The sequence below is a fragment of the Clostridium nitrophenolicum genome, from assembly GCF_055391695.1.
Map to the genome: position 1 here is coordinate 5,380,406 of NZ_AP042469.1, position 21,515 is coordinate 5,401,920.

Sequence of the window (21,515 nt, forward strand, 5' to 3'; positions counted from 1 at the left end):
CTCCTCTGTACTATATCTCTTCTACCTTTAAAAGATAGCTAACTTTATTTACCATACCTCTTATTTGAGGAGTATCCTCATGCTCTACAGTTTTTCCAATCTTCTTAAGTCCAAGTGCATTCACTGTTGCAATTTGGTCTTTTCTTCTTCCAATTAAACTTCTATTTAAAGTTATTTTTAGTTTAGCCAAGGTCGTTCCCCCCTAACCTAAAATCTCTTCAACGGTTTTACCTCTAAGCTTAGCAATGTGCTCAGCTGTTCTTAGGCTTGATAAACCATTGATAGTAGCGTTAACCATATTTCTTGGATTGTTAGAACCTAGTGATTTTGCTCTAACATCCTTTAATCCAGCAAGTTCAAGTACTGCTCTAGCAGGGCCTCCTGCTATAACTCCTGTACCTTCTGAAGCTGTCATTATAAGCACTCTTCCAGTACCAAATTCTCCAACTATATCATGTGGTACTGTAGTACCAACTATTGGAACTTCAACTAAGTTTTTCTTTGCATCTTCTATTGCTTTTCTGATTGCTTCAGGTATTTCTATAGATTTTCCAGTTCCTACTCCAACGTGGCCGTTTTCATCTCCAACAACTACAAGAGCACTAAATCTGAAGTTTCTACCACCTTTAACAACCTTAGCAACTCTATTTATAAATACAACTTTTTCTTTTAAATTTAAAGTGCTAGGATCTATTCTCATTTATTTCCCTCCTTTTTAGAATTGTAAACCAGCCTCTCTTGCACCTTCTGCAAGATTCTGTACTCTTCCGTGATATACAAATCCGCCTCTATCGAAAACTACTTCTTTGATTCCTTTTTCAATAGCTTTTTTAGCTATTAATTCACCAACTGCTTTTGCTGCTTCTTTATTGCTTCCGATACCGTTAAAATCTTTATCTAAACTTGAAGCAGAAACTAAAGTTACTCCGTTTATATCATCTATAATTTGTGCATATATGTTCTTTTCACTTCTATATACTGAAAGTCTTGGTCTCTCAGTTGTTCCAAAAACCTTTTTACGAACTCTTAGATGACGTCTTACTCTAGCTTTTTTTCTGTCTTCTTTGTTAAACATAAGTTTCACTCCTTTCTACTATTTCTTACCAGTCTTACCTTCCTTACGTCTTATAACTTCGTTATCGTATTTAATTCCTTTTCCTTTGTAAGGTTCAGGTTTTCTCCAAGCTCTTACGTCTGCCGCAACAGCTCCTACTTTTTCCTTATCTATACCTCTAACTACAACTTTTGTAGCAGCAGGTGTTTCAAATGTTACACCTTCAACTGGTTCTATTTCAACTGGATGAGAATATCCAAGATTCATAACTAATTTCTTACCTTGTAACTGAGCTCTATAACCTACACCAACTAAATCTAAAGTTTTTGCAAATCCTTCAGTTACTCCGATAATCATGTTATTTATTAATGCTCTTGTTAATCCATGAAGAGCTCTTACGTTCTTTACGTCGTTGTCTCTTGAAACAGTTACAAAACTATTTTCAACAACTATGTTTACTTCATTACTCATAGCTCTTTCAAGTTGACCTTTTGGTCCCTTTACTGTAACAACGTTGTCTGGTGTTACGGTAACAGTTACGCCACTTGGTATAGCTATTGGAAGCTTTCCTATTCTTGACATGATTACACCTCCTGTATTCCTTATAAGCCCGTAATAAATATTATTTATCACGCGTCCTCTATTTCTTTCAAATCATCAACAGGGCATATCTGTTGAATCCATATTTTATTTGTAAATCGCAATAAACATTTCTGCTATGCATTCTATGTTGTTTATATATAAAACATTAATTGCTATATCTTCTCTTTTAAATTATATATCTATGTTCAAACTACCAAATGTAGCAAAGAACTTCTCCACCTACTCCAAGCTTTGTTGCATCTTTATCTGTTAGAATTCCTCTTGAAGTTGATAGTATTGCAACTCCTAAGCCGTTTAATACTCTAGGAATTTCTTCCTTTCTGCAGTAAACTCTTAGTCCTGGTTTTGATATTCTCTTTAAACCAGTTATAACTCTTTCCTTGTTTTGACCATACTTCATTGATAATCTTATCATGTTAACGGAACCATCAGTGTATTCCTCTACATCTTTTATATATCCTTCTTGAAGCATTATATTTAGGACAGCCTTCTTTATATTTGAAGAAGGTACTTCCACTATTTCATGTCTAACTATATTTGCGTTTCTTATACGAGTAAGTAAGTCTGCGATAGGATCAGTCATTACCATTTATTGTGCCTCCTTTCATCAATAACTAAGTATTACCAACTTGCTTTTCTACATCCAGGTATTTCGCCTTTGTATGCAAGCTCTCTAAAACAAATACGGCATATTCCATATTTCTTTAATACAGAGTGTGGTCTTCCACATATTCTGCATCTTGTATAAGCTCTAGTTGAATATTTTGGTTCTTTCTTCCACTTTTCTATTAAAGCTTTACGTGCCACGTTTTTCCCTCCTTATTTTTGAGCAAATGGCATTCCAAGGAATCTTAATAATTCTCTTGCTTCTTCGTCTGTTTGTGCAGTTGTAACGAAGATTATATCCATACCTCTAACTTTGTCTATCTTATCATATTCTATTTCAGGGAATATTAATTGCTCTTTTATTCCTAATGAGTAGTTTCCTCTTCCATCAAATGATTTGTCTGAAACTCCTGAAAAGTCTCTAACTCTTGGTAAAGCAACATTTATCAATTTATCAGCAAACTCATACATGTTATGCTTTCTTAATGTAACTTTACAGCCTATTGGCATGTTTTCTCTTATTTTAAAGTTAGCTATAGACTTTTTAGCTCTAGTTAAAACTGGCTTTTGTCCTGTAATTATTGTTAAATCGCTAACTGCTGATTCTAACACTTTTGGATTATCTTTAGCTTCTCCAACACCCATGTTTATAACTATTTTTTCAAGCTTTGGCACTTGCATTATATTATTGTATTGAAACTTTTCCATTAAAGCAGGAATAGCTTCTTTTTCGTACTTTTCCTGTAATCTTAGACTCATTTGTAGCCCTCCTTTCAAAGATTAGAATGTTTCTCCGCACTTTTTACAAACTCTTACTTTAGTTCCATCCTCTAAAACTTTATGGCTTATTCTTGTTACTGATTTGCATTTATCACAATATAACATCACTTTTGAACTGTATATAGGAGCTTCTTTATGAATTATTCCGCCCTGCATATTAGCTCTGTTTGGTTTTTGATGTTTTGTTACTACATTAATACCTTTAACAATAACTTTTCCTGTCTTTGGCATTACTGCAAGAACTTCGCCTACTTTACCCTTATCTTTCCCGGATATAACCATAACTGTGTCTTTTTTTCTAACATGTATTTTGTTTATTGCCATCTCTAGACACCTCCTTATCTTATAGAACTTCAGGCGCTAATGATAATATTTTTGTAAAATCCTTATCTCTTAGCTCTCTTGCTACTGGTCCGAAGATACGAGTTCCTCTTGGTTGTTTATCATCCTTTATTATAACAGCAGCATTTTCATCGAATCTTATATATGAACCGTCTGCTCTTCTTAATCCTTTTACTGATCTAACTATAACGGCCTTTATAACATCACCTTTTTTAACAACACCGCCTGGTGTTGCACTTTTAACGCTAGCAACTATTATATCACCAATGTTTCCATATTTTCTCTTGGAACCACCTAATACTCTTATACACATAATTTCCTTAGCACCGGAATTATCTGCAACTTTTAGTAATGTCTGTTGCTGAATCATTGAAAATACCCTCCTTTCAGCTTTATAGACTATTTAGCCTTTTCAACTATTTCAACAAGTCTCCATCTCTTATCTTTTGACAATGGTCTTGTTTCCATTATTAAAACTCTATCGTTAGCTTTTGCATCATTATTTTCATCATGAGCCTTAAATTTAGTAGTTCTGTTAACTGTTTTTCCATATAATGGGTGACGAACCTTAGTCTCTACAGCAACTACAATTGTTTTATCCATTTTATCAGAAACGACTCTTCCTATTCTTGTCTTTCTATTTCCTCTCTCCACAGGACAAACCTCCTTTCAGCCTACTGTTCAAACGCCCTTAGTTCTTCTTCTCTAAGGATGGTTTTAATTTGAGCTATAGATTTTTTTACTTCTCTTATTCTCATTGGGTTTTCCAACTGACCTGTAGCTAATTGAAATCTTAAGTTAAATAACTCTCCCTTAAGATCATTTAATTTAGCTTGTAAATCCTGAGGGCCACTTTGTCTTAATTCTTTTAATTCATTAGCCTTCATTGATTTCACCACCCATTTCTTCAAAATCTCTTCTAGTTACGAACTTAGTCTTTACAGGTAGCTTGTGTGACGCAAGTCTCATGGCTTCTCTTGCAACTGTTTCGTTAACCCCTGATAACTCGAATAATATTCTACCTGGCTTAATAACTGATACCCAATATTCTGGTGATCCTTTACCGGAACCCATACGTGTTTCAGCTGGTTTCTCAGTTACTGGCTTATCTGGGAAAATCTTTATCCAAAGTTTTCCTCCTCTTTTGATGTATCTATTAATAGCTATTCTGGCAGATTCTATTTGGTTACTTGTGATCCATCCACATTCAGTAGCCTGTATAGCGTAATCTCCGTATGCTATAAAATTACCTCTTGTAGCTTTACCCTTCATTCTACCACGCTGTACCTTACGATGTTTAACTCTTTTAGGCATTAACATGTCATATTCCTCCTTCCTTATGCGTTAGCTTCTTCCTTGTTTTCAACTACTTTCTTAGTTGGAAGAACTTCTCCTTTGTAAACCCAAACCTTTACACCGATCTTTCCGTATGTTGTATCTGCTTCCGCAAATCCATAATCTATATCAGCTCTTAATGTTTGTAGTGGAATAGTTCCTTCATGATATGCTTCAGTTCTAGCTATTTCAGCACCGCCAAGTCTTCCTGCGCAGGCTGTCTTAACTCCCTTAACACCATGCTTCATTGCTCTTTGAATTGTCTGCTTCATCGCTCTTCTGAATGAAATTCTCTTTTCTAATTGCTGAGCTATGTTTTCAGCCATAAGTTGAGCATCAGCTTCTGCTGATTTTACTTCAACTATGTTTATTAAAATATTTTTATCTCCAACTATTTTTTGAATTTCTGCTTTTAAAGCATCTATTCCTTGGCCGCCTTTGCCTATTACCATACCAGGCTTAGCAGTATATATATTTAATTTAACTCTTTTAGCTGCTCTTTCAATTTGAATTCTTGAAACTCCAGCTGCAGCAGTTTTAGCTTTTACAAATTCTCTAACCTTATTATCTTCAACTAGGTTATCTGCAAAATTTCTATTATCTGCAAACCATTTAGCATCCCAATCTTTAATTACGCCAACTCTTAGGCCGTGTGGATGTACTTTCTGTCCCATCAGTTTCCCTCCTTCTTATGCTCTTTCTTTAACTATTACAGTTACGTGGCTAGTTCTTTTCTTTATTCTAAACGCTCTACCTTGCGCATGTGGTCTGAATCTCTTTAATGTTGGGCCTGCACAAGCATATGCTTCTGCAACATAAAGATTGCTTTTGTCTAAGTTTAAATTATTTTCTGCATTTGCTACAGCTGATTTTAAAACCTTATTAACCACCTCAGCTGCATCCTTTGGAGTATATTGTAATATAGCAAAAGCTTCATTTACATTTTTTCCTCTTACTAAATCAAGAACGATACCTATTTTTCTTGAGGACATTCTTACATATTTTGCTATAGCCTTAGCTTCCATTCTATGTTACCTCCTTTCTGGATTATCTAGAACCAGTTGATCTTTCATTTTTCGCTACGTGACCTTTGTATGTTCTAGTAAGAACAAATTCTCCTAATTTGTGTCCTACCATATCTTCTGATATATATACAGGAACATGCTTTCTTCCGTCATGCACTGCTATTGTATGACCTATCATTTGTGGAAATATTGTTGAACTTCTTGACCAAGTCTTTATAACTTTCTTTTCGCCATTTTTATTCATTTCATTTATTTTATTTAAAAGTCCTTCATGAACAAAAGGTCCTTTTTTAACTGATCTACTCACTTGATTGGCCTCCCTTCATACGATCTGATTAATAGTTAGTGAAGAGAATATATTATTCTCTTCCTACTATTTAGTGTTTCTTCTCTTAATAATAAATCTATCTGAATATTTCTTATGTTTTCTTGTTTTATATCCAAGAGCTGGTTTACCCCATGGAGTCATTGGACTTGCGTGTCCGATTGGTGATCTACCTTCTCCACCACCGTGTGGGTGGTCAACAGGGTTCATTACAGAGCCTCTTACTGTAGGTCTAACGCCCATGTGTCTCTTTCTTCCAGCTTTACCTATATTAACAATCTCATGTGTTAAGTTTGAAACTGTTCCTATAGTTGCTCTACATTCGATTCTTACGTATCTCATTTCACCACTTGGAAGTCTTAATGTAGCATAATCGCCTTCTTTAGCCATAAGCTGAGCTGAACTACCAGCTGATCTTACAAGCTGACCTCCTTTACCTGCTTGTAATTCTATATTATGAATTACTGTACCTACAGGTATGTTCTTTATTGGAAGACAGTTACCAACTTTTATGTCTGAATCTGCCCCTGATACTACAACATCTCCAACTTTTAATCCAACTGGAGCTATTATGTATCTCTTTTCACCATCATTGTAAACTACAAGTGCGATATATGCTGATCTGTTTGGATCATATTCTACTGTAGCTACCTTTGCTGGTATTCCATCTTTATTTCTTTTGAAATCTATTAATCTATATTTTTGTTTAGCACCGCCACCTATATGACGAACTGTTATCTTACCTTGTGCATTTCTACCACCAGTTCTCTTCTTTGAAACAAGAAGTGATTTCTCAGGCACATTTGTAGTTATTTCTTCAAAAGTGCTCATAGTCATCTGTCTTCTTGAAGGTGTGGTAGGTTTAAAACTTTTAACTGCCATTCGGTATTCCCTCCTTCTTTTAGCTTATCTGGTATTCAACCAATAACTGCTTTGCTAGATTACATTCCTTCAAAGAACTCTATAGCTTTGCTGTCTGCCGCTAAAGTTATAATAGCCTTTTTGTAATCTGCTCTTTTTCCAACATGTACGCCTACTCTTTTAGTTTTTCCTAAGTATCTTGCAGTCTTAACATCTTCAACTTTTACTCCGAATACGTCTTCAACCGCTCTTTTTATCATAGATTTGTTAGCGTGTATATCAACTATGAAGGTATATTTTTTATCTCCCATAGAAGCCATGCTCTTCTCTGTTACAACTGGTCTTCTAATGATATCATAATTAGTTAACTTCATTATGCATACACCTCCTCAATCTTTGATACAGCATCCTTAGTTATAACAAGCTTTTCGTACTTTAATAAGTCATATACGTTTAAGTTGTTAACTGGTAATACTGTTACTCCTTCAATATTTCTTGCTGATTTATATACATTTTCATTTGAATCAGCAGTAACTATTAATGTTTTCTTAGCTTCTAAAGCACTTAACATTTTTACCATTTCTTTAGTTTTTGGAGCATCTAATTCAAGATTCTCTAAAACTACCATTTGGTTATCGTTAACTTTGCTAGTAAGGGCTGACTTCATAGCCACTCTTCTCATTGACTTTGGTACAGAAACTCTGTAGTCTCTTGGTTTTACTGCGAAAACCATTCCACCATGAATCCATTGTGGTGCTCTTATTGAACCCTGTCTTGCTCTACCAGTTCCTTTTTGTCTCCAAGGCTTTATTCCGCCTCCAGAAACTTCAGCTCTAGTTTTAGCTGATTGAGTTCCTTGTCTTTTATTAGCAAGTAATGCAACCACTACTTGATGTAAAGCATATTGATTAACTTCAACGCCAAATATGCTTTCTGATAGTTGAACATCTCCAACCTTTTGACCTTCTTTATTAAATAATCCTACTGTAGGCATTCTGCATCCTCCTTTCTACCTAAACTTAAGCTTTAACTGTATTTCTTATTACTACAAAGCCCTTATTAGGTCCTGGTACTCCGCCTTTTATTAATATAATATTTTTTTCAGGCATAACCTTTGCAACTTGTAGATTTAATACTGTTGTATTTTCATTACCCATGTGCCCTGGCATTTTCTTGTTTTTGAATGTTCTTGATGGATCTGATGATCCTCCCATTGAACCAACTGATCTATGGAATTTTGAACCGTGAGTCATTGGACCTCTGTGTCCATTCCATCTTTTAATTGTACCTTGGAATCCCTTACCTTTTGATATTCCAGATATGTCTACTCTTTCTCCAGCCGCAAATACGTCAGCCTTTATTTCTTGACCAACTTCATATGCACTTATATCTTCTAATCTCAACTCTTTTACAAATCTTTTTAAAGCAACACCTGCTTTTGCAAAATGTCCTTTAACTGGTTTGTTAACAAGTTTTTCTCTTATATCAGCAAATCCTACCTGTATAGCTTCGTAGCCATCTTTTTCTGCAGTTTTCTTTTGAACAACTACACATGGACCAGCTTCAATAACTGTAACTGGAATTATCTTTCCGTCTTCTCCGAATATTTGAGTCATACCAAGTTTTTTACCTAGTATAGCCTTTTTCATTATCTACACCTCCTCAACATATTAGCGGATCGCTATGCGATCATAATAGTCAGTAATAGTTATCTATTACAATTATAGTTTTATTTCAATATCTACACCTGCTGGTAAATCTAATCTCATTAGAGCATCAACAGTTTTTGGTGATGGACTTATTATATCTATAAGTCTCTTATGAGTTCTTATTTCGAACTGCTCTCTTGAATCCTTATATTTGTGTGGAGCTCTTAAGACTGTTACAACATCTTTTTCAGTTGGTAGTGGAACTGGTCCAGCCACCTTTGCTCCTGTTGATTTTGCAGTTTCTACAATTTTTTCAGCTGATTGATCTAGTATATTGTGATCAAACGCTTTTAATCTGATTCTTATTTTTTGTTTTGCCATTGTTTTTCCCTCCTTTTCATGCACGCTTTACTTCTTACGTACAACAGCGGATGCGTTCTGTAAACTGTTCCGGGTGTTGCATATTTTTTTAAATAACGACACCAAACACAGAACCACCGTCGCCTGGTTCAAGACCTCGGCATACTCAGTCAAGAATTACCCGGAAGCCCGGCAACCTCTTGCCTCATCACTGTTATCACATTACAACTTCTTAATTATACAATATAATATTTTGTTTGACAAGTATAATTTTTAATATTAATTAATTTTATTAAAAAAGGAAAGAGCGTCCTCTTTCCTTTTTATAATTAAAGGCCTTTAATTTTTAATAATTACTCAACTATCTTAGAAACAACTCCTGAACCTACTGTTCTTCCACCTTCTCTTATAGCAAATCTTAATCCTTCATCCATTGCTACTTGAGTGATTAATTCAACGTTCATGTCGATGTGGTCTCCTGGCATTACCATTTCCATTCCATCTGGTAATTTGATGCTTCCTGTAACGTCTGTTGTTCTGAAGTAGAATTGTGGTCTGTATCCATCGAAGAATGGAGTGTGTCTTCCGCCTTCTTCTTTCTTAAGTACGTATACTTGACCTACGAATTTCTTGTGTGGGTGTACTGAACCTGGTTTTGATAATACCTGACCTCTTTCGATATCTGTTCTTTGAACACCTCTTAATAATGCTCCGATGTTATCTCCTGCCATCGCTTGATCAAGAAGCTTTCTGAACATTTCTACTCCTGTACATACACTCTTGCCCTTTTCTTCTTTTAATCCTACGATTTCGATTTCGTCTCCAACTTTTAATATTCCGCTTTCAACTCTTCCTGTTGCAACTGTTCCTCTTCCTGTGATTGTAAATACGTCTTCTACTGGCATTAAGAATGGTTTGTCAGTTGCTCTTTCTGGAGTTGGAATGTAGCTATCTACTGCATCCATTAATTCCATTATGCATTTTGTTGCTTCTGGATCTGTTGGATTTTCTAATGCTTTTAATGCTGATCCTGTTACTATTGGAGTATCATCTCCTGGGAAGTCATACTCGTTTAATAACTCTCTTACTTCCATTTCTACTAATTCTAATAATTCTGGATCGTCTACCATATCTGCTTTATTTAAGAATACTACTATGTAGTTAACACCAACTCTTGATGCTAGTAGTATGTGTTCTCTTGTTTGTGGCATTGGACCATCTGCTGCACTTACAACTAGTATTGCTCCATCCATTTGTGCTGCTCCTGTAATCATGTTCTTTACATAGTCAGCGTGTCCTGGACAGTCAACGTGTGCATAGTGTCTGTTATCTGTTTGATATTCAACGTGTGCAGTGTTGATTGTGATTCCTCTTTCTCTTTCTTCTGGTGCTTTATCTATTGATGCATAATCAAATGCTTCTGCAAATCCTTTTTTTGATAATACTGTTGTTATTGCTGCTGTTAATGTTGTCTTACCATGGTCTACGTGACCTATTGTTCCTATATTTACGTGTGGTTTAGTTCTTTCAAATTTAGCTTTTGACATTTTTATTCCTCCTTAAAATTACGTAATTTATTTATAATTAAGCATTTTTCTTTCCTGTAATTTGTTCTTGAATACTCTTTGGCACTTCTTCATAGTGATCAAATACCATTGAATAAACACCTCTACCTTGAGTTCTTGATCTTAGAGTTGTTGCATAGCCAAACATTTCTGAAAGCGGTACAAAAGCTCTTATTACTTGAGCTCCTGCTCTTGGATCCATACCCTCAATTCTTCCTCTTCTTGAGTTAACGTCTCCCATTACATCTCCCATGTACTCTTCTGGCACTATAACTTCAACCTTCATCATTGGCTCAAGTAATGCTGGGTCTGCTTTAGACATAGCATTTTTAAATGCCATAGATCCAGCGATCTTAAACGCCATTTCTGATGAGTCAACATCATGGTATGATCCATCAACAAGTCTAACTTTAAAGTTGATAACTGGATAACCAGCAACTACACCAGTATCTGAAGCTTCTTGAATTCCAGCATCGATTGGTGATATATATTCTTTTGGAATAGCTCCTCCAACGATAGCATTTTCAAATGAATATTCCTCTTCTGTTGGTATCATTTCTATCCAGCAGTGACCATATTGACCACGTCCACCAGACTGTCTAACAAACTTACCTTCAGCTTTAATAGCTTTTCTGATAGTTTCTTTGTATGCAACTTGTGGCTTACCAACGTTACATTCAACTTTAAATTCTCTTTGAAGTCTATCAACGATTATTTCAAGGTGAAGCTCACCCATACCAGAAATAATTGTCTGACCAGTTTCTTGATTAGTAAATGTTTTAAATGTTGGATCTTCTTCAGCAAGTTTAGCTAAAGCGATACCCATCTTTTCTTGACCAGCTTTAGTCTTTGGCTCTATAGCAACGTCTATAACTGGATCTGGGAATTCCATGCTTTCAAGAATAATTGAATTTGCTTCATCACAAAGCGTATTACCTGTAGTAGTTTCTTTTAATCCAACTACAGCTCCTAAATCACCTGCACGAAGTTCTTCAACTTCTTCTCTGTGATTTGCATGCATTTTAACAAGTCTTCCTATTCTTTCTTTTTTACCTTTAGTTGAGTTATATACATAAGTACCACTCTTCATTATTCCAGAATAAACTCTTGTAAATGCTAATCTTCCTACGAATGGGTCCGTAGCAATTTTAAATGCTAACGCTGACATTGGAGCGTTATCATCTGCTGGTCTTTCATCTTCTGCACCAGTATCTGGATTAGTACCCTTAATTGCTGGAATGTCAATAGGTGATGGCATGTAAGCAACTACAGCATCAACCATTGGCTGTACTCCTTTATTTTTGTATGATGAACCACATACAACTGGTACTATTTCATTAGCTATAACACCTTTTCTAAGTGCTATATTTATTTCTTCTTCAGTTAACTCTTCGCCATCAAGATATTTCATCATTAATTCTTCATCTTGCTCAGCTACAGCTTCAAGTAAAGCATTCCTATACTCTTCAGCTTTATCTTTTAATTCAGCTGGAATTTCAACTGAATCCATAACTGTTCCTAAATCATCTTCATATATTATAGCTTCATTTTTTACAAGGTCTATGATTCCCTTAAATTGGTCTTCTGCTCCTATCGGAATTTGAATAGGAGTTGCATTGCAGTGTAATCTGTCTCTCAATGTGTTTACACACATATAGAAGTCTGCACCTGTTGAGTCCATTTTATTAATATAAACCATTCTTGGAACTCTATAATTGTCCGCCTGTCTCCATACTGTTTCTGTTTGAGGCTCAACCCCACTCTTAGCATCTAGTACAGTAACCGCGCCATCTAGAACTCTTAATGATCTTTCAACTTCTACTGTAAAATCCACGTGTCCTGGTGTATCTATTATGTTTATCGCATGACCCTTCCATTGACAGAAAGTTGCTGCTGATGTTATTGTTATACCTCTTTCTTGCTCTTGAACCATCCAGTCCATTGTAGCCTGACCTTCGTGAACTTCTCCTATTTTATGAGTCTTTCCTGTATAGAAAAGTATACGCTCAGTAGTTGTAGTTTTTCCTGCATCAATGTGTGCCATTATTCCGATATTACGGAATTTCTCTAATGGATATTGTCTTCCCACTTACTCTTCCTCCTTAAAGTATAAATTTCACAACTTTAAATTCGACAAAACTGTTTTGGTGAAACACCAAAACAGTTTTGAGTATTAATATCTATAATGTGCAAAAGCTTTATTAGCCTCAGCCATTTTATGAGTATCTTCTCTTTTCTTAACAGCTGCACCTGTGTTGTTAGCTGCATCCATTAATTCATTTGCAAGTCTTTCTCTCATGTACTTCTCGCCTCTTTTTCTAGCTGCGGCAAGCATCCATCTGATTCCTAAAGTCTGTCTTCTTTCTGGTCTAACTTCCATTGGAACCTGGTATGTAGCACCACCTATTCTTCTTGCTTTTACTTCAAGTAGTGGCATTACATTGTTCATAGCATCTTCAAATACTTCCATTGGTTCCTTGTTTGTTTTCTCACGAATTATTTCAAAAGCAGAGTAACATACTTTTTGAGCTACTCCCTTTTTACCATCTTCCATTATACTGTTTATAAATTTAGTTACAACCTTACTGTTGTACATTGGATCTGGTAATACATCTCTTTTAGCTATATGTCCTTTTCTTGGCACTTTTCTTCCCTCCTTAACAATACTTATTTTAAGTTCATCGGTACTCGGTTGTAGCGTGCTTAACTACACCCAACCGCAAAGTGCTTTGTACTTCTGCAAATCTATTTGTTAAATCTATATAAATGCTGAAGACATAGCACTGTTTTCAAATTAACTTATCCCAAAACTATTTTTGTTTTGGTCTCTTAGCACCATACTTTGATCTTGATTGTAATCTGTTAGCTACTCCAGCTGAGTCTAATGCTCCTCTGACAATATGGTATCTAACACCTGGAAGGTCTTTTACTCTTCCGCCTCTTATAAGAACAACGCTGTGTTCTTGTAAGTTATGTCCTACACCTGGAATGTACGCTGAAACTTCATAACCATTTGTTAATCTAACTCTGGCAATTTTTCTTAGCGCTGAGTTTGGTTTCTTAGGAGTAGTAGTTTTTACTACTGTACAAACTCCTCTTTTTTGTGGGCATTCCTTAAGTGCTGGTGATGCTGATTTTGAGCCTATAGTCTTTCTTCCTTTTCTTACCAATTGGCTAATTGTTGGCATATTTACACCTCCTTTAAAATATCAGCTAACTAGATAAAATTTACCTAGTTAACCAAACTGCTTATAACAATTTTTATGTTAAATTATATTATGAAAGCTATTTTAAATAAGCACTAGTTATTTAGTACAGCAGCAGTAGCTGCTCCTACGTCAATTCCACAAAGTTTTCCTAAATCCTTCATCGTATTAACATATACTACTTCTAGGGAATTTTCATCAATTAATACTTTTACTGACTGTATCAATTTATCATCGGCGTCTTTTGCAATATAAATAGTCTTTGCAGTACTATTTTTTATAGCTTTAACTGTTTGTTTCACACCGACAACCTTGTTTCCTTCAAGCCTGTAAATCATTATCTCTATTCCCCCTTACAGTGCTATAGAGACAAAGTTTTAAAAAAACTCTGTCTCCTTTTAAAACATACAGATGTATTTTATCATCTTAGCACCATTATGTCAATAATTTATCTTCTAAGCTTCAATTTCATTATTTAACTGTTTTTCCTCTGTTTCCTTTTCGGTATTGATTCTAATTGATCTATACCTTGTCATTCCTGTACCTGCTGGTATTAGCTTACCGATTATAACATTTTCTTTTAATCCAAGTAATGGATCAATTTTTCCTTTAATAGCGGCATCCGTAAGTACTCTTGTAGTCTCTTGGAATGAAGCTGCTGAAAGGAATGAATCAGTAGCTAAGGCTGCTTTAGTTATACCAAGTAATGATACTCTTCCTACAGCTGGTTTTCCACCCTGTTCCTCTATTCTCGAATTTGCTTCGTCAAAGTCGAAAATATCTATCATTGTTCCTGGTAATAATTCTGTATCTCCTGATTCCTCTATCTTTATCTTTCTTGTCATCTGTCTTATAACTACTTCAAGATGCTTATCGTTTATGTCAACGCCTTGAAGTCTATAAACTTTTTGGACTTCAGATAAAAGATAGTTTTTAACGCCTTGAACACCTTTAATTCTCAATACATCGTGTGGGTTAACAGAACCTTCTGTTATCTCATCACCAGCATTTATTACCTCACCATTTGATACTTTAAGCCTTGAACCGAATGGAATATCGTAAGTTATCTCTTCTCCAGCTTCTGTTATTACTGAAATTGTTCTCTTCTTCTTTGTTTCTTCCATTTTAACAGTACCAGAAACCTCACTTACTATAGCAAGACCCTTAGGTTTTCTAGCTTCAAATAATTCTTCAACTCTTGGAAGACCTTGAGTTATGTCTGCACCCGCAACACCACCAGTGTGGAATGTTCTCATTGTAAGCTGTGTACCAGGCTCTCCTATACTTTGTGCAGCCACTATACCAACAGCTTCACCTATATTAATTCTTTGTGCTGTAGCCATGTTCATACCATAGCACTTTGAACATACTCCATGCTTTGATTTACAGGTAAATACAGATCTTATTTTAACTCTCTTTACTCCTAGCTTTTCAACTTTTTCAGCAATTTCTTCATTCATATAGCTATCTCTTGCTACTACTATTTCTCCAGATTTTGGATCCATAATATCTTCTGCAGAATATCTTCCTGTAAGTCTCTCAGCTAAGCTTTCTATTACTTCATTTCCTTCTTTTATTTCTGCAACGTTATATCCTTCAAGTGTTCCACAATCTTCTTCTCTTACTATAACATCTTGGCTTACATCAACAAGTCTTCTTGTTAAATATCCTGAGTCTGCAGTCTTTAATGCTGTATCCGCGTTACCTTTTCTAGCTCCGTGAGTTGATATAAAGTACTCAAGTACGTCTAGACCCTCTCTAAAAGAAGCTCTTATAGGTAATTCTATAATTTTACCTGACGGATTAGCCATAAGACCTCTCATTCCAGCAAGCTGTTTTATCTGGCTCTTGGAACCTCTCGCTCCAGAGTCTGCCATCATGAATATTGGGTTGAACTTATCAAGACTCGCCATAAGCTCATCTGCTACATCTTCTGTAGTTTTAGTCCATTTTTCTATAACTCTTTCATATCTTTCATCCTCGGAGATAAAGCCTCTTCTATACATTTTTTCGATTTTATCAACCGCGGCATCCGCTTCTGCAAGTAATCTCTTTTTAGCTTCTGGAACCACCATATCTGAGGTAGAAACTGTTATAGCGCCTATACTAGAATAGTGATAACCTTTTGCTTTTATCAAGTCAAGCATTATAGAAGTTTTTGTTGCTCCATGCTTCATATAACATTTATCTATTACTTTACCTAGGTTTTTCTTCGTAACAAGAAAATCAACTTCTAACTTAAATTCATTTTCAGGATTACTTCTATCTACAAAACCTAAATCCTGTGGTATAGATTCGTTAAATATAATCTTACCTGGAGTAGTCTCTATAATTCCGCTTATTAACATGCCATCTTTAATCTTTGACATTTTAACTTTTATTCTAGCATGTATATTCACTTCTTTAAGTTGATAAGCCATAATTACTTCTTCTGGTGATGAGAATATTTTTCCTTCACCCTCTACACCATCTTTATCCATTGTTAGATAGTATGAGCCAAGTACCATATCCTGTGTTGGAACAACAACTGGCTTACCATCTGAAGGTTTCATTATGTTATGAGCTGCAAGCATTAAAAATCTTGCTTCAGCTTGAGCTTCAACTGATAATGGTACGTGAACAGCCATCTGGTCACCATCAAAGTCAGCATTATATGCAGTACAAGATAATGGATGCAGTTTTATTGCTCTACCTTCAACAAGAACAGGTTGGAATGCTTGAATTCCTAGCCTGTGAAGAGTAGGGGCACGGTTTAATAGTACCGGATGATCACATATAACTTCTTCAAGAACATCCCAAACCTGCGCTTGAACTCTTTCTACCATTCTCTTAGCACTCTTTATGTTATGAGCTAACCCACTTTCAACAAGTTTTTTCATAACAAAAGGCTTAAATAGCTCTAATGCCATTTCCTTTGGAAGTCCGCACTGATACATTTTAAGTTCAGGTCCAACAACTATAACAGAACGTCCAGAGTAGTCAACACGTTTTCCAAGAAGGTTCTGTCTAAATCTTCCCTGCTTGCCTTTTAGCATATCAGATAATGATTTTAATGGTCTATTCCCTGGGCCTGTTACAGGTCTTCCTCTTCTACCATTGTCTATAAGAGCATCTACTGCTTCTTGAAGCATTCTTTTTTCATTTCTTACTATTATATCTGGTGCTCCTAAATCCAAAAGCTTTTTCAATCTATTATTTCTATTTATAACTCTTCTATAAAGGTCATTTAAATCTGATGTAGCAAATCTTCCTCCATCAAGTTGAACCATAGGTCTTAGATCTGGTGGTATTACAGGTATAACATCTATAATCATCCACTCTGGTCTATTAGTTGATTTTCTAAAAGACTCTACTACTTCCAATCTTCTTATTATTCTTACTTTCTTTTGACCTGTACTGCTTTTTAAATCATCTTTCAACTCTGTAGCTAATTGTTCAAGATCTATTTCCTCCAAAAGTCTTTTAACAGATTCTGCACCCATTCCAGCTACAAAACTTTCTTCACCGTATTTATCTACAGCTTCTCTATATTCTTTTTCGTTTAGTAACTGTTTTTTTAGCAATGGTGTTTCCTTAGGATCTAAAACCACATATGATGCAAAATAAAGTACTTTTTCAAGAGCTCTTGGAGACATATCTAGAATAAGTCCCATACGTGAAGGTATTCCTTTAAAATACCATATATGAGATACTGGGGCAGCAAGCTCAATATGCCCCATTCTCTCACGTCTTACTTTCGCTTTAGTAACCTCAACACCACATCTATCACAGACAATACCTTTGTATCTTATTCTCTTGTATTTTCCACAGTGGCATTCCCAGTCTTTAATCGGTCCAAAAATTCTTTCGCAGAATAAACCATCTCTTTCTGGTTTTAAAGTTCTATAGTTAATAGTTTCTGGCTTCTTTACTTCACCTCTTGACCACTCTCTAATTTTCTCCGGTGAAGCTAATCCTATTTGTAGTGCATCAAAATTATTTAATTCAAACAAGGGTACATCCTCCCTTCCTAATGTTCATCACCAAAATCATCTATTTCCAACTCACCTTGAATCTCATCTAAAGATAAATCTTCATAATCAAGGTCTAATTCTTCATCACTGTCATCATTCTCAATATAGTCATCACTTGGAGGTGGTGGAACAAACTCTTCGTTTCCTTCGATATTTACACCTAAATCCTCTATTTCTTCATCTACAGACTCTCTTAATCGTACTTCTTCGTTGTCATCATTTAATACTTTTACATCAAGACATAAAGCTTGAAGTTCTTTAATAAGAACCTTGAAAGATTCAGGAACTCCAGGTTCAGGAATATTTTCTCCCTTAACAATTGCCTCATAAGTCTTAACTCTTCCTACAACGTCGTCAGATTTAACAGTAAGTATCTCCTGAAGTGTATGTGCTGCACCATAGGCCTCAAGTGCCCAAACTTCCATCTCTCCGAATCTCTGTCCTCCAAATTGAGCTTTACCACCCAACGGCTGCTGTGTAACCAATGAATATGGTCCGGTTGATCTAGCATGTATTTTGTCATCAACTAAGTGAGCAAGCTTTAATATATACATGTAACCAACAGTTACTGTATTATCAAAAGGTTCTCCGGTTCTTCCGTCATATAATACAGTTTTACCATCTTCTCTGTAACCAGCTTTTTTCAGACATTCTACTATGTCATCCTCTGTAGCTCCATCAAATACTGGAGTTGCAATATGCCATCCTAATTCTGATGCTGCCCATCCTAGATGAACTTCAAGTACCTGACCGATATTCATACGTGAAGGTACTCCTAAAGGATTTAAGCATATTTGCAATGGTCTTCCGTCTGGTAAGAAAGGCATATCTTCTTCTGGTAATACTCTTGAAATAACCCCTTTGTTACCGTGTCTTCCAGCCATTTTATCTCCAACAGATATTTTTCTTTTTTGAGCAATATAACATCTAACAAGTTTATTGACTCCTGGAGGAAGCTCATCTCCATTTTCTCTTGTAAATACTTTTACATCTACAATTATACCAGCTTCACCATGTGGAACTCTAAGTGAAGTATCTCTTACTTCTCTAGCCTTTTCTCCAAATATAGCTCTAAGTAATCTTTCTTCTGCAGTAAGCTCAGTTTCTCCTTTTGGAGTAACCTTTCCAACTAAGATATCTCCTGATCTTACTTCAGCTCCAATTCTGATTATTCCTCTTTCATCTATATCTTTTAGTGCATCTTCTCCCACATTTGGTATATCTCTTGTTATTTCTTCTGGTCCTAGCTTTGTATCCCTTGCCTCAGCTTCATATTCTTCTATATGAATTGATGTAAATACATCATTTTTAACTAATTCCTCTGAAATAAGCATAGCATCTTCATAGTTGTAACCTTCCCAGGTTATAAAGCCCATTCTTATGTTTTTACCTAATGCTATTTCCCCAAGGTCTGTTGATGGACCATCTGATAAAACTGTTCCTTTTTCAACACGCTCATTCTTAGACACTATTGGTCTTTGATTTATACATGTACCTTGGTTAGATCTCTTAAACTTAAGAAGTCTGTAAGTATCTATTCCACCATCTGAATCTCTTTTCACTCTTACTTCATTAGCACTTACATATACAACAGTTCCTGCATTTTTAGCTTTAGGAAGAACTCCTGAATCTACTGCTGCCTTGAACTCTATTCCTGTTCCTACGACAGGAGCCTGTGGTTTTAACAATGGAACAGCTTGACGCTGCATGTTTGATCCCATTAGAGCACGGCTGGCGTCATCATTTTCAAGGAATGGAATCATAGCTGTAGCCACGGAAACTAACTGCCTTGGCGATACGTCCATAAAATCAACATCCTCACGTGGAACTACAATTACATCTTCCTTATTTCTTACTGTTACTTTATTATCTATAAAATGTCCATTATCATCAATAGGCTCATTTGCCTGAGCAACCAAATATTCATCTTCTTCATCAGCTGTTATATATATTAATTTATCAGTAACCACACCTGTATTTTTATCAACTTTTCTATATGGAGTCTCTATAAATCCATATTCATTTACCCTAGCATAAGTAGCTAATGAGTTTATAAGTCCTATATTAGGACCTTCCGGTGTTTCTATCGGACACATTCTACCATAATGTGAATGGTGAACGTCTCTAACTTCAAAACCAGCTCTCTCTCTTGAAAGACCTCCTGGTCCTAAAGCTGAAAGTCTTCTCTTATGAGTAAGCTCTGATAGCGGGTTAGTCTGATCCATGAATTGTGAAAGCTGTGAGCTTCCAAAGAACTCTTTTATAGCTGCCGCTACAGGTCTTATATTAATCAAAGCTTGAGGAGTTATTACTTCCTGGTCCTGAATAGTCATTCTTTCTTTAACTACTCTTTCCATTCTTGAAAGACCTATTCTAAATTGATTCTGCAATAATTCCCCTACTGATCTAAGTCTTCTGTTTCCAAGGTGGTCAATATCGTCAGTATGACCTATATTATAGGCCAACCCTAATTCATAACTTATAGTAGCATAAATATCATCTCTTATTATATGCTTTGGTATTAACGAATGCATATTTTTTCTTATTTGTTCTTTTATGCTATCTTCATCACTATAATTATCAAGTATTTCTTTTAAAGTAGGATAATGAACAAGTTCTCTTATATTCAAATCATCTATATTAAGGTCAATAAATTTATGTATATTTACGAAGTTGTTACTTATAACTCTTACTGTCTTGTCTTCAACTTGAATATCTACTACATTCACACCACAGTTTTGAATTTCTATGGATTTTTCTCTACTGATTTTTTCACCCTTTTGAACAAGTATTTCTCCTGTTTGTGGGTTTACAATGTCTTGTGCTGATATTTGATTTGCAATTCTAAGATGCAAAGCTAGTTTTTTATTAAACTTATATCTTCCAACTCTAGAAAGATCGTATCTCTTTGCATCAAAAAATAAAGATTCGATAAGTGATTGAGCACTATCAACTGTAGGAGGTTCTCCTGGTCTCAATCTCTTATATATTTCAAGTAATGCCTCTTCGCGGGTCTTAGTATTATCTTTTTCTATTGATGCTTTTAATCTTTCTTCATCACCAAAAAATTCAGTAATTTCTGCATCAGTGCCATAACCCATAGCTCTTGCTAAAATAGTTATAGGCAATTTTCTTGTTTTATCAATTCTTACATATATTACATCGTTAGAATCTGTTTCATATTCTAACCAAGCTCCTCTGTTCGGAATTACAGTTGATGAGAAAAGTTTTTTTCCTGTTTTATCAACTGCCATATCGTAATATACGCCTGGTGATCTTACTAACTGGCTAACTATTACTCTTTCAGCTCCGTTAATAATAAAAGTTCCTTGCTCTGTCATAAGAGGAAAATCTCCCATGAACACTTCCTGTTCTTTTACTTCGCCAGTCTCCTTATTAAGTAATCTAACTTTTACTTTCAAAGGTGCTGCATAAGTTGCGTCTCTTTCTTTGCATTCTTCTACAGAGTATTTGATATTATCCATATCCAATTTATATCCAACAAATTCTAAGTTAAGATTTGCTGTATAGTCCTGAATAGGATTTACATCATCAAACACTTCCTGTAAGCCTTCTCTTAGAAACCAGTTATAGGAGTCTAATTGAACTTCAATTAAGTTAGGCATATCTCCTACTTCTTTTAATCTAGAAAAGCTCATTCTTGTTCTTTTGCCAACCTGGACAGGATGTACCATTGACTTTCACCCCTTGCATAAACTAAAAATAACCAAAAACACACTTTATTTTTATGCGCTTTTGGATTGATCACGTTACCATCAAATTAGTATAAC

At 35.4% G+C, this 21,515-nt stretch carries 27 protein-coding genes; all 27 read right to left on the minus strand.

Going from position 1 to position 21,515, the window contains the following annotated elements; all coding sequences use genetic code 11:
* Nucleotides 1-10 precede the first annotated feature (10 nt).
* Entirely contained in the window at nucleotides 11-190 is a 180-nt protein-coding gene (rpmD, locus tag ACZ5N4_RS25465) for a 50S ribosomal protein L30 (protein ID WP_178906751.1), read from the minus strand.
* A gap of 12 nt (nucleotides 191-202) precedes the next feature.
* Nucleotides 203-700: a 30S ribosomal protein S5 gene (rpsE, locus tag ACZ5N4_RS25470; RefSeq protein WP_178906750.1), complete on the minus strand. Its 498-nt coding sequence runs from the start codon at nucleotides 698-700 to the stop codon at nucleotides 203-205.
* A 15-nt stretch (nucleotides 701-715) separates the two neighbouring features.
* The gene (rplR, locus tag ACZ5N4_RS25475) at nucleotides 716-1,075 is read right to left on the minus strand and encodes a 50S ribosomal protein L18 (RefSeq protein ID WP_464205493.1); all 360 of its coding nucleotides are present in this window, start codon (nucleotides 1,073-1,075) and stop codon (nucleotides 716-718) included.
* Nucleotides 1,076-1,093: 18 nt separating this feature from the next.
* Nucleotides 1,094-1,636: a 50S ribosomal protein L6 gene (rplF, locus tag ACZ5N4_RS25480; protein WP_464205495.1), complete on the minus strand. Its 543-nt coding sequence runs from the start codon at nucleotides 1,634-1,636 to the stop codon at nucleotides 1,094-1,096.
* Between the two features lie 211 nt (nucleotides 1,637-1,847).
* Nucleotides 1,848-2,246, minus strand: a complete 399-nt coding sequence (rpsH, locus tag ACZ5N4_RS25485; RefSeq protein WP_178906747.1) for a 30S ribosomal protein S8 — start codon at nucleotides 2,244-2,246, stop codon at nucleotides 1,848-1,850.
* 32 nt (nucleotides 2,247-2,278) lie between these two features.
* Nucleotides 2,279-2,464 (minus strand): type Z 30S ribosomal protein S14, encoded by a 186-nt coding sequence (locus tag ACZ5N4_RS25490; protein ID WP_123054717.1) that lies wholly within the window; start codon nucleotides 2,462-2,464, stop codon nucleotides 2,279-2,281.
* Nucleotides 2,465-2,476: 12 nt separating this feature from the next.
* Nucleotides 2,477-3,022: a 50S ribosomal protein L5 gene (gene rplE, locus ACZ5N4_RS25495; RefSeq protein WP_178906746.1), complete on the minus strand. Its 546-nt coding sequence runs from the start codon at nucleotides 3,020-3,022 to the stop codon at nucleotides 2,477-2,479.
* A 21-nt stretch (nucleotides 3,023-3,043) separates the two neighbouring features.
* The gene (rplX, locus tag ACZ5N4_RS25500; RefSeq protein ID WP_464211053.1) at nucleotides 3,044-3,361 is read right to left on the minus strand and encodes a 50S ribosomal protein L24; all 318 of its coding nucleotides are present in this window, start codon (nucleotides 3,359-3,361) and stop codon (nucleotides 3,044-3,046) included.
* Nucleotides 3,362-3,386: 25 nt separating this feature from the next.
* Nucleotides 3,387-3,755 (minus strand): 50S ribosomal protein L14, encoded by a 369-nt coding sequence (gene rplN, locus ACZ5N4_RS25505; RefSeq protein WP_211143636.1) that lies wholly within the window; start codon nucleotides 3,753-3,755, stop codon nucleotides 3,387-3,389.
* 29 nt (nucleotides 3,756-3,784) lie between these two features.
* Complete coding sequence (rpsQ, locus tag ACZ5N4_RS25510; protein ID WP_308040478.1) at nucleotides 3,785-4,039, minus strand: 30S ribosomal protein S17; 255 nt, start codon at nucleotides 4,037-4,039, stop codon at nucleotides 3,785-3,787.
* 20 nt (nucleotides 4,040-4,059) lie between these two features.
* Nucleotides 4,060-4,272: a 50S ribosomal protein L29 gene (gene rpmC / locus ACZ5N4_RS25515; protein WP_211143638.1), complete on the minus strand. Its 213-nt coding sequence runs from the start codon at nucleotides 4,270-4,272 to the stop codon at nucleotides 4,060-4,062.
* Entirely contained in the window at nucleotides 4,262-4,705 is a 444-nt protein-coding gene (rplP, locus tag ACZ5N4_RS25520; RefSeq protein WP_464205498.1) for a 50S ribosomal protein L16, read from the minus strand. The genes rpmC and rplP overlap by 11 nt, the downstream gene beginning before the upstream one ends.
* Nucleotides 4,706-4,722: 17 nt before the next feature.
* Nucleotides 4,723-5,394, minus strand: a complete 672-nt coding sequence (rpsC, locus tag ACZ5N4_RS25525) for a 30S ribosomal protein S3 (RefSeq protein ID WP_464205500.1) — start codon at nucleotides 5,392-5,394, stop codon at nucleotides 4,723-4,725.
* A gap of 15 nt (nucleotides 5,395-5,409) precedes the next feature.
* Nucleotides 5,410-5,745, minus strand: coding sequence for a 50S ribosomal protein L22 (gene rplV / locus ACZ5N4_RS25530; RefSeq protein WP_178906739.1), 336 nt, complete (start codon nucleotides 5,743-5,745; stop codon nucleotides 5,410-5,412).
* 22 nt (nucleotides 5,746-5,767) lie between these two features.
* On the minus strand, nucleotides 5,768-6,052 hold the full coding sequence (rpsS, locus tag ACZ5N4_RS25535) for a 30S ribosomal protein S19 (RefSeq protein WP_464205503.1): 285 nt from the start codon (nucleotides 6,050-6,052) through the stop codon (nucleotides 5,768-5,770).
* A gap of 66 nt (nucleotides 6,053-6,118) precedes the next feature.
* Nucleotides 6,119-6,952 carry a 50S ribosomal protein L2 gene (gene rplB / locus ACZ5N4_RS25540; protein WP_464205505.1) on the minus strand — a complete coding sequence of 278 codons (834 nt, stop codon included), beginning with the start codon at nucleotides 6,950-6,952 and terminating at the stop codon, nucleotides 6,119-6,121.
* A 59-nt stretch (nucleotides 6,953-7,011) separates the two neighbouring features.
* Nucleotides 7,012-7,305, minus strand: coding sequence for a 50S ribosomal protein L23 (gene rplW / locus ACZ5N4_RS25545; protein ID WP_464205506.1), 294 nt, complete (start codon nucleotides 7,303-7,305; stop codon nucleotides 7,012-7,014).
* Nucleotides 7,305-7,925, minus strand: a complete 621-nt coding sequence (gene rplD / locus ACZ5N4_RS25550; protein ID WP_464205508.1) for a 50S ribosomal protein L4 — start codon at nucleotides 7,923-7,925, stop codon at nucleotides 7,305-7,307. The genes rplW and rplD overlap by 1 nt, the downstream gene beginning before the upstream one ends.
* A gap of 25 nt (nucleotides 7,926-7,950) precedes the next feature.
* Entirely contained in the window at nucleotides 7,951-8,580 is a 630-nt protein-coding gene (gene rplC, locus ACZ5N4_RS25555) for a 50S ribosomal protein L3 (RefSeq protein WP_308040484.1), read from the minus strand.
* A gap of 72 nt (nucleotides 8,581-8,652) precedes the next feature.
* Complete coding sequence (rpsJ, locus tag ACZ5N4_RS25560; RefSeq protein ID WP_178906733.1) at nucleotides 8,653-8,961, minus strand: 30S ribosomal protein S10; 309 nt, start codon at nucleotides 8,959-8,961, stop codon at nucleotides 8,653-8,655.
* Nucleotides 8,962-9,293: 332 nt separating this feature from the next.
* Entirely contained in the window at nucleotides 9,294-10,487 is a 1,194-nt protein-coding gene (tuf, locus tag ACZ5N4_RS25565) for an elongation factor Tu (RefSeq protein WP_464205510.1), read from the minus strand.
* 37 nt (nucleotides 10,488-10,524) lie between these two features.
* Nucleotides 10,525-12,594: an elongation factor G gene (gene fusA, locus ACZ5N4_RS25570; protein WP_464205512.1), complete on the minus strand. Its 2,070-nt coding sequence runs from the start codon at nucleotides 12,592-12,594 to the stop codon at nucleotides 10,525-10,527.
* 84 nt (nucleotides 12,595-12,678) lie between these two features.
* On the minus strand, nucleotides 12,679-13,149 hold the full coding sequence (gene rpsG, locus ACZ5N4_RS25575; protein WP_464205514.1) for a 30S ribosomal protein S7: 471 nt from the start codon (nucleotides 13,147-13,149) through the stop codon (nucleotides 12,679-12,681).
* 166 nt (nucleotides 13,150-13,315) lie between these two features.
* Nucleotides 13,316-13,693 (minus strand): 30S ribosomal protein S12, encoded by a 378-nt coding sequence (gene rpsL, locus ACZ5N4_RS25580; RefSeq protein ID WP_464205516.1) that lies wholly within the window; start codon nucleotides 13,691-13,693, stop codon nucleotides 13,316-13,318.
* Nucleotides 13,694-13,806: 113 nt separating this feature from the next.
* A complete protein-coding gene (locus ACZ5N4_RS25585; RefSeq protein WP_464205518.1) occupies nucleotides 13,807-14,049 on the minus strand; it encodes a ribosomal L7Ae/L30e/S12e/Gadd45 family protein in 243 nt (80 codons plus the stop codon).
* Nucleotides 14,050-14,166: 117 nt separating this feature from the next.
* Nucleotides 14,167-17,703 (minus strand): DNA-directed RNA polymerase subunit beta', encoded by a 3,537-nt coding sequence (gene rpoC / locus ACZ5N4_RS25590; protein WP_464205520.1) that lies wholly within the window; start codon nucleotides 17,701-17,703, stop codon nucleotides 14,167-14,169.
* 17 nt (nucleotides 17,704-17,720) lie between these two features.
* The gene (gene rpoB / locus ACZ5N4_RS25595; protein WP_464205522.1) at nucleotides 17,721-21,419 is read right to left on the minus strand and encodes a DNA-directed RNA polymerase subunit beta; all 3,699 of its coding nucleotides are present in this window, start codon (nucleotides 21,417-21,419) and stop codon (nucleotides 17,721-17,723) included.
* Nucleotides 21,420-21,515: the final 96 nt, after the last annotated feature.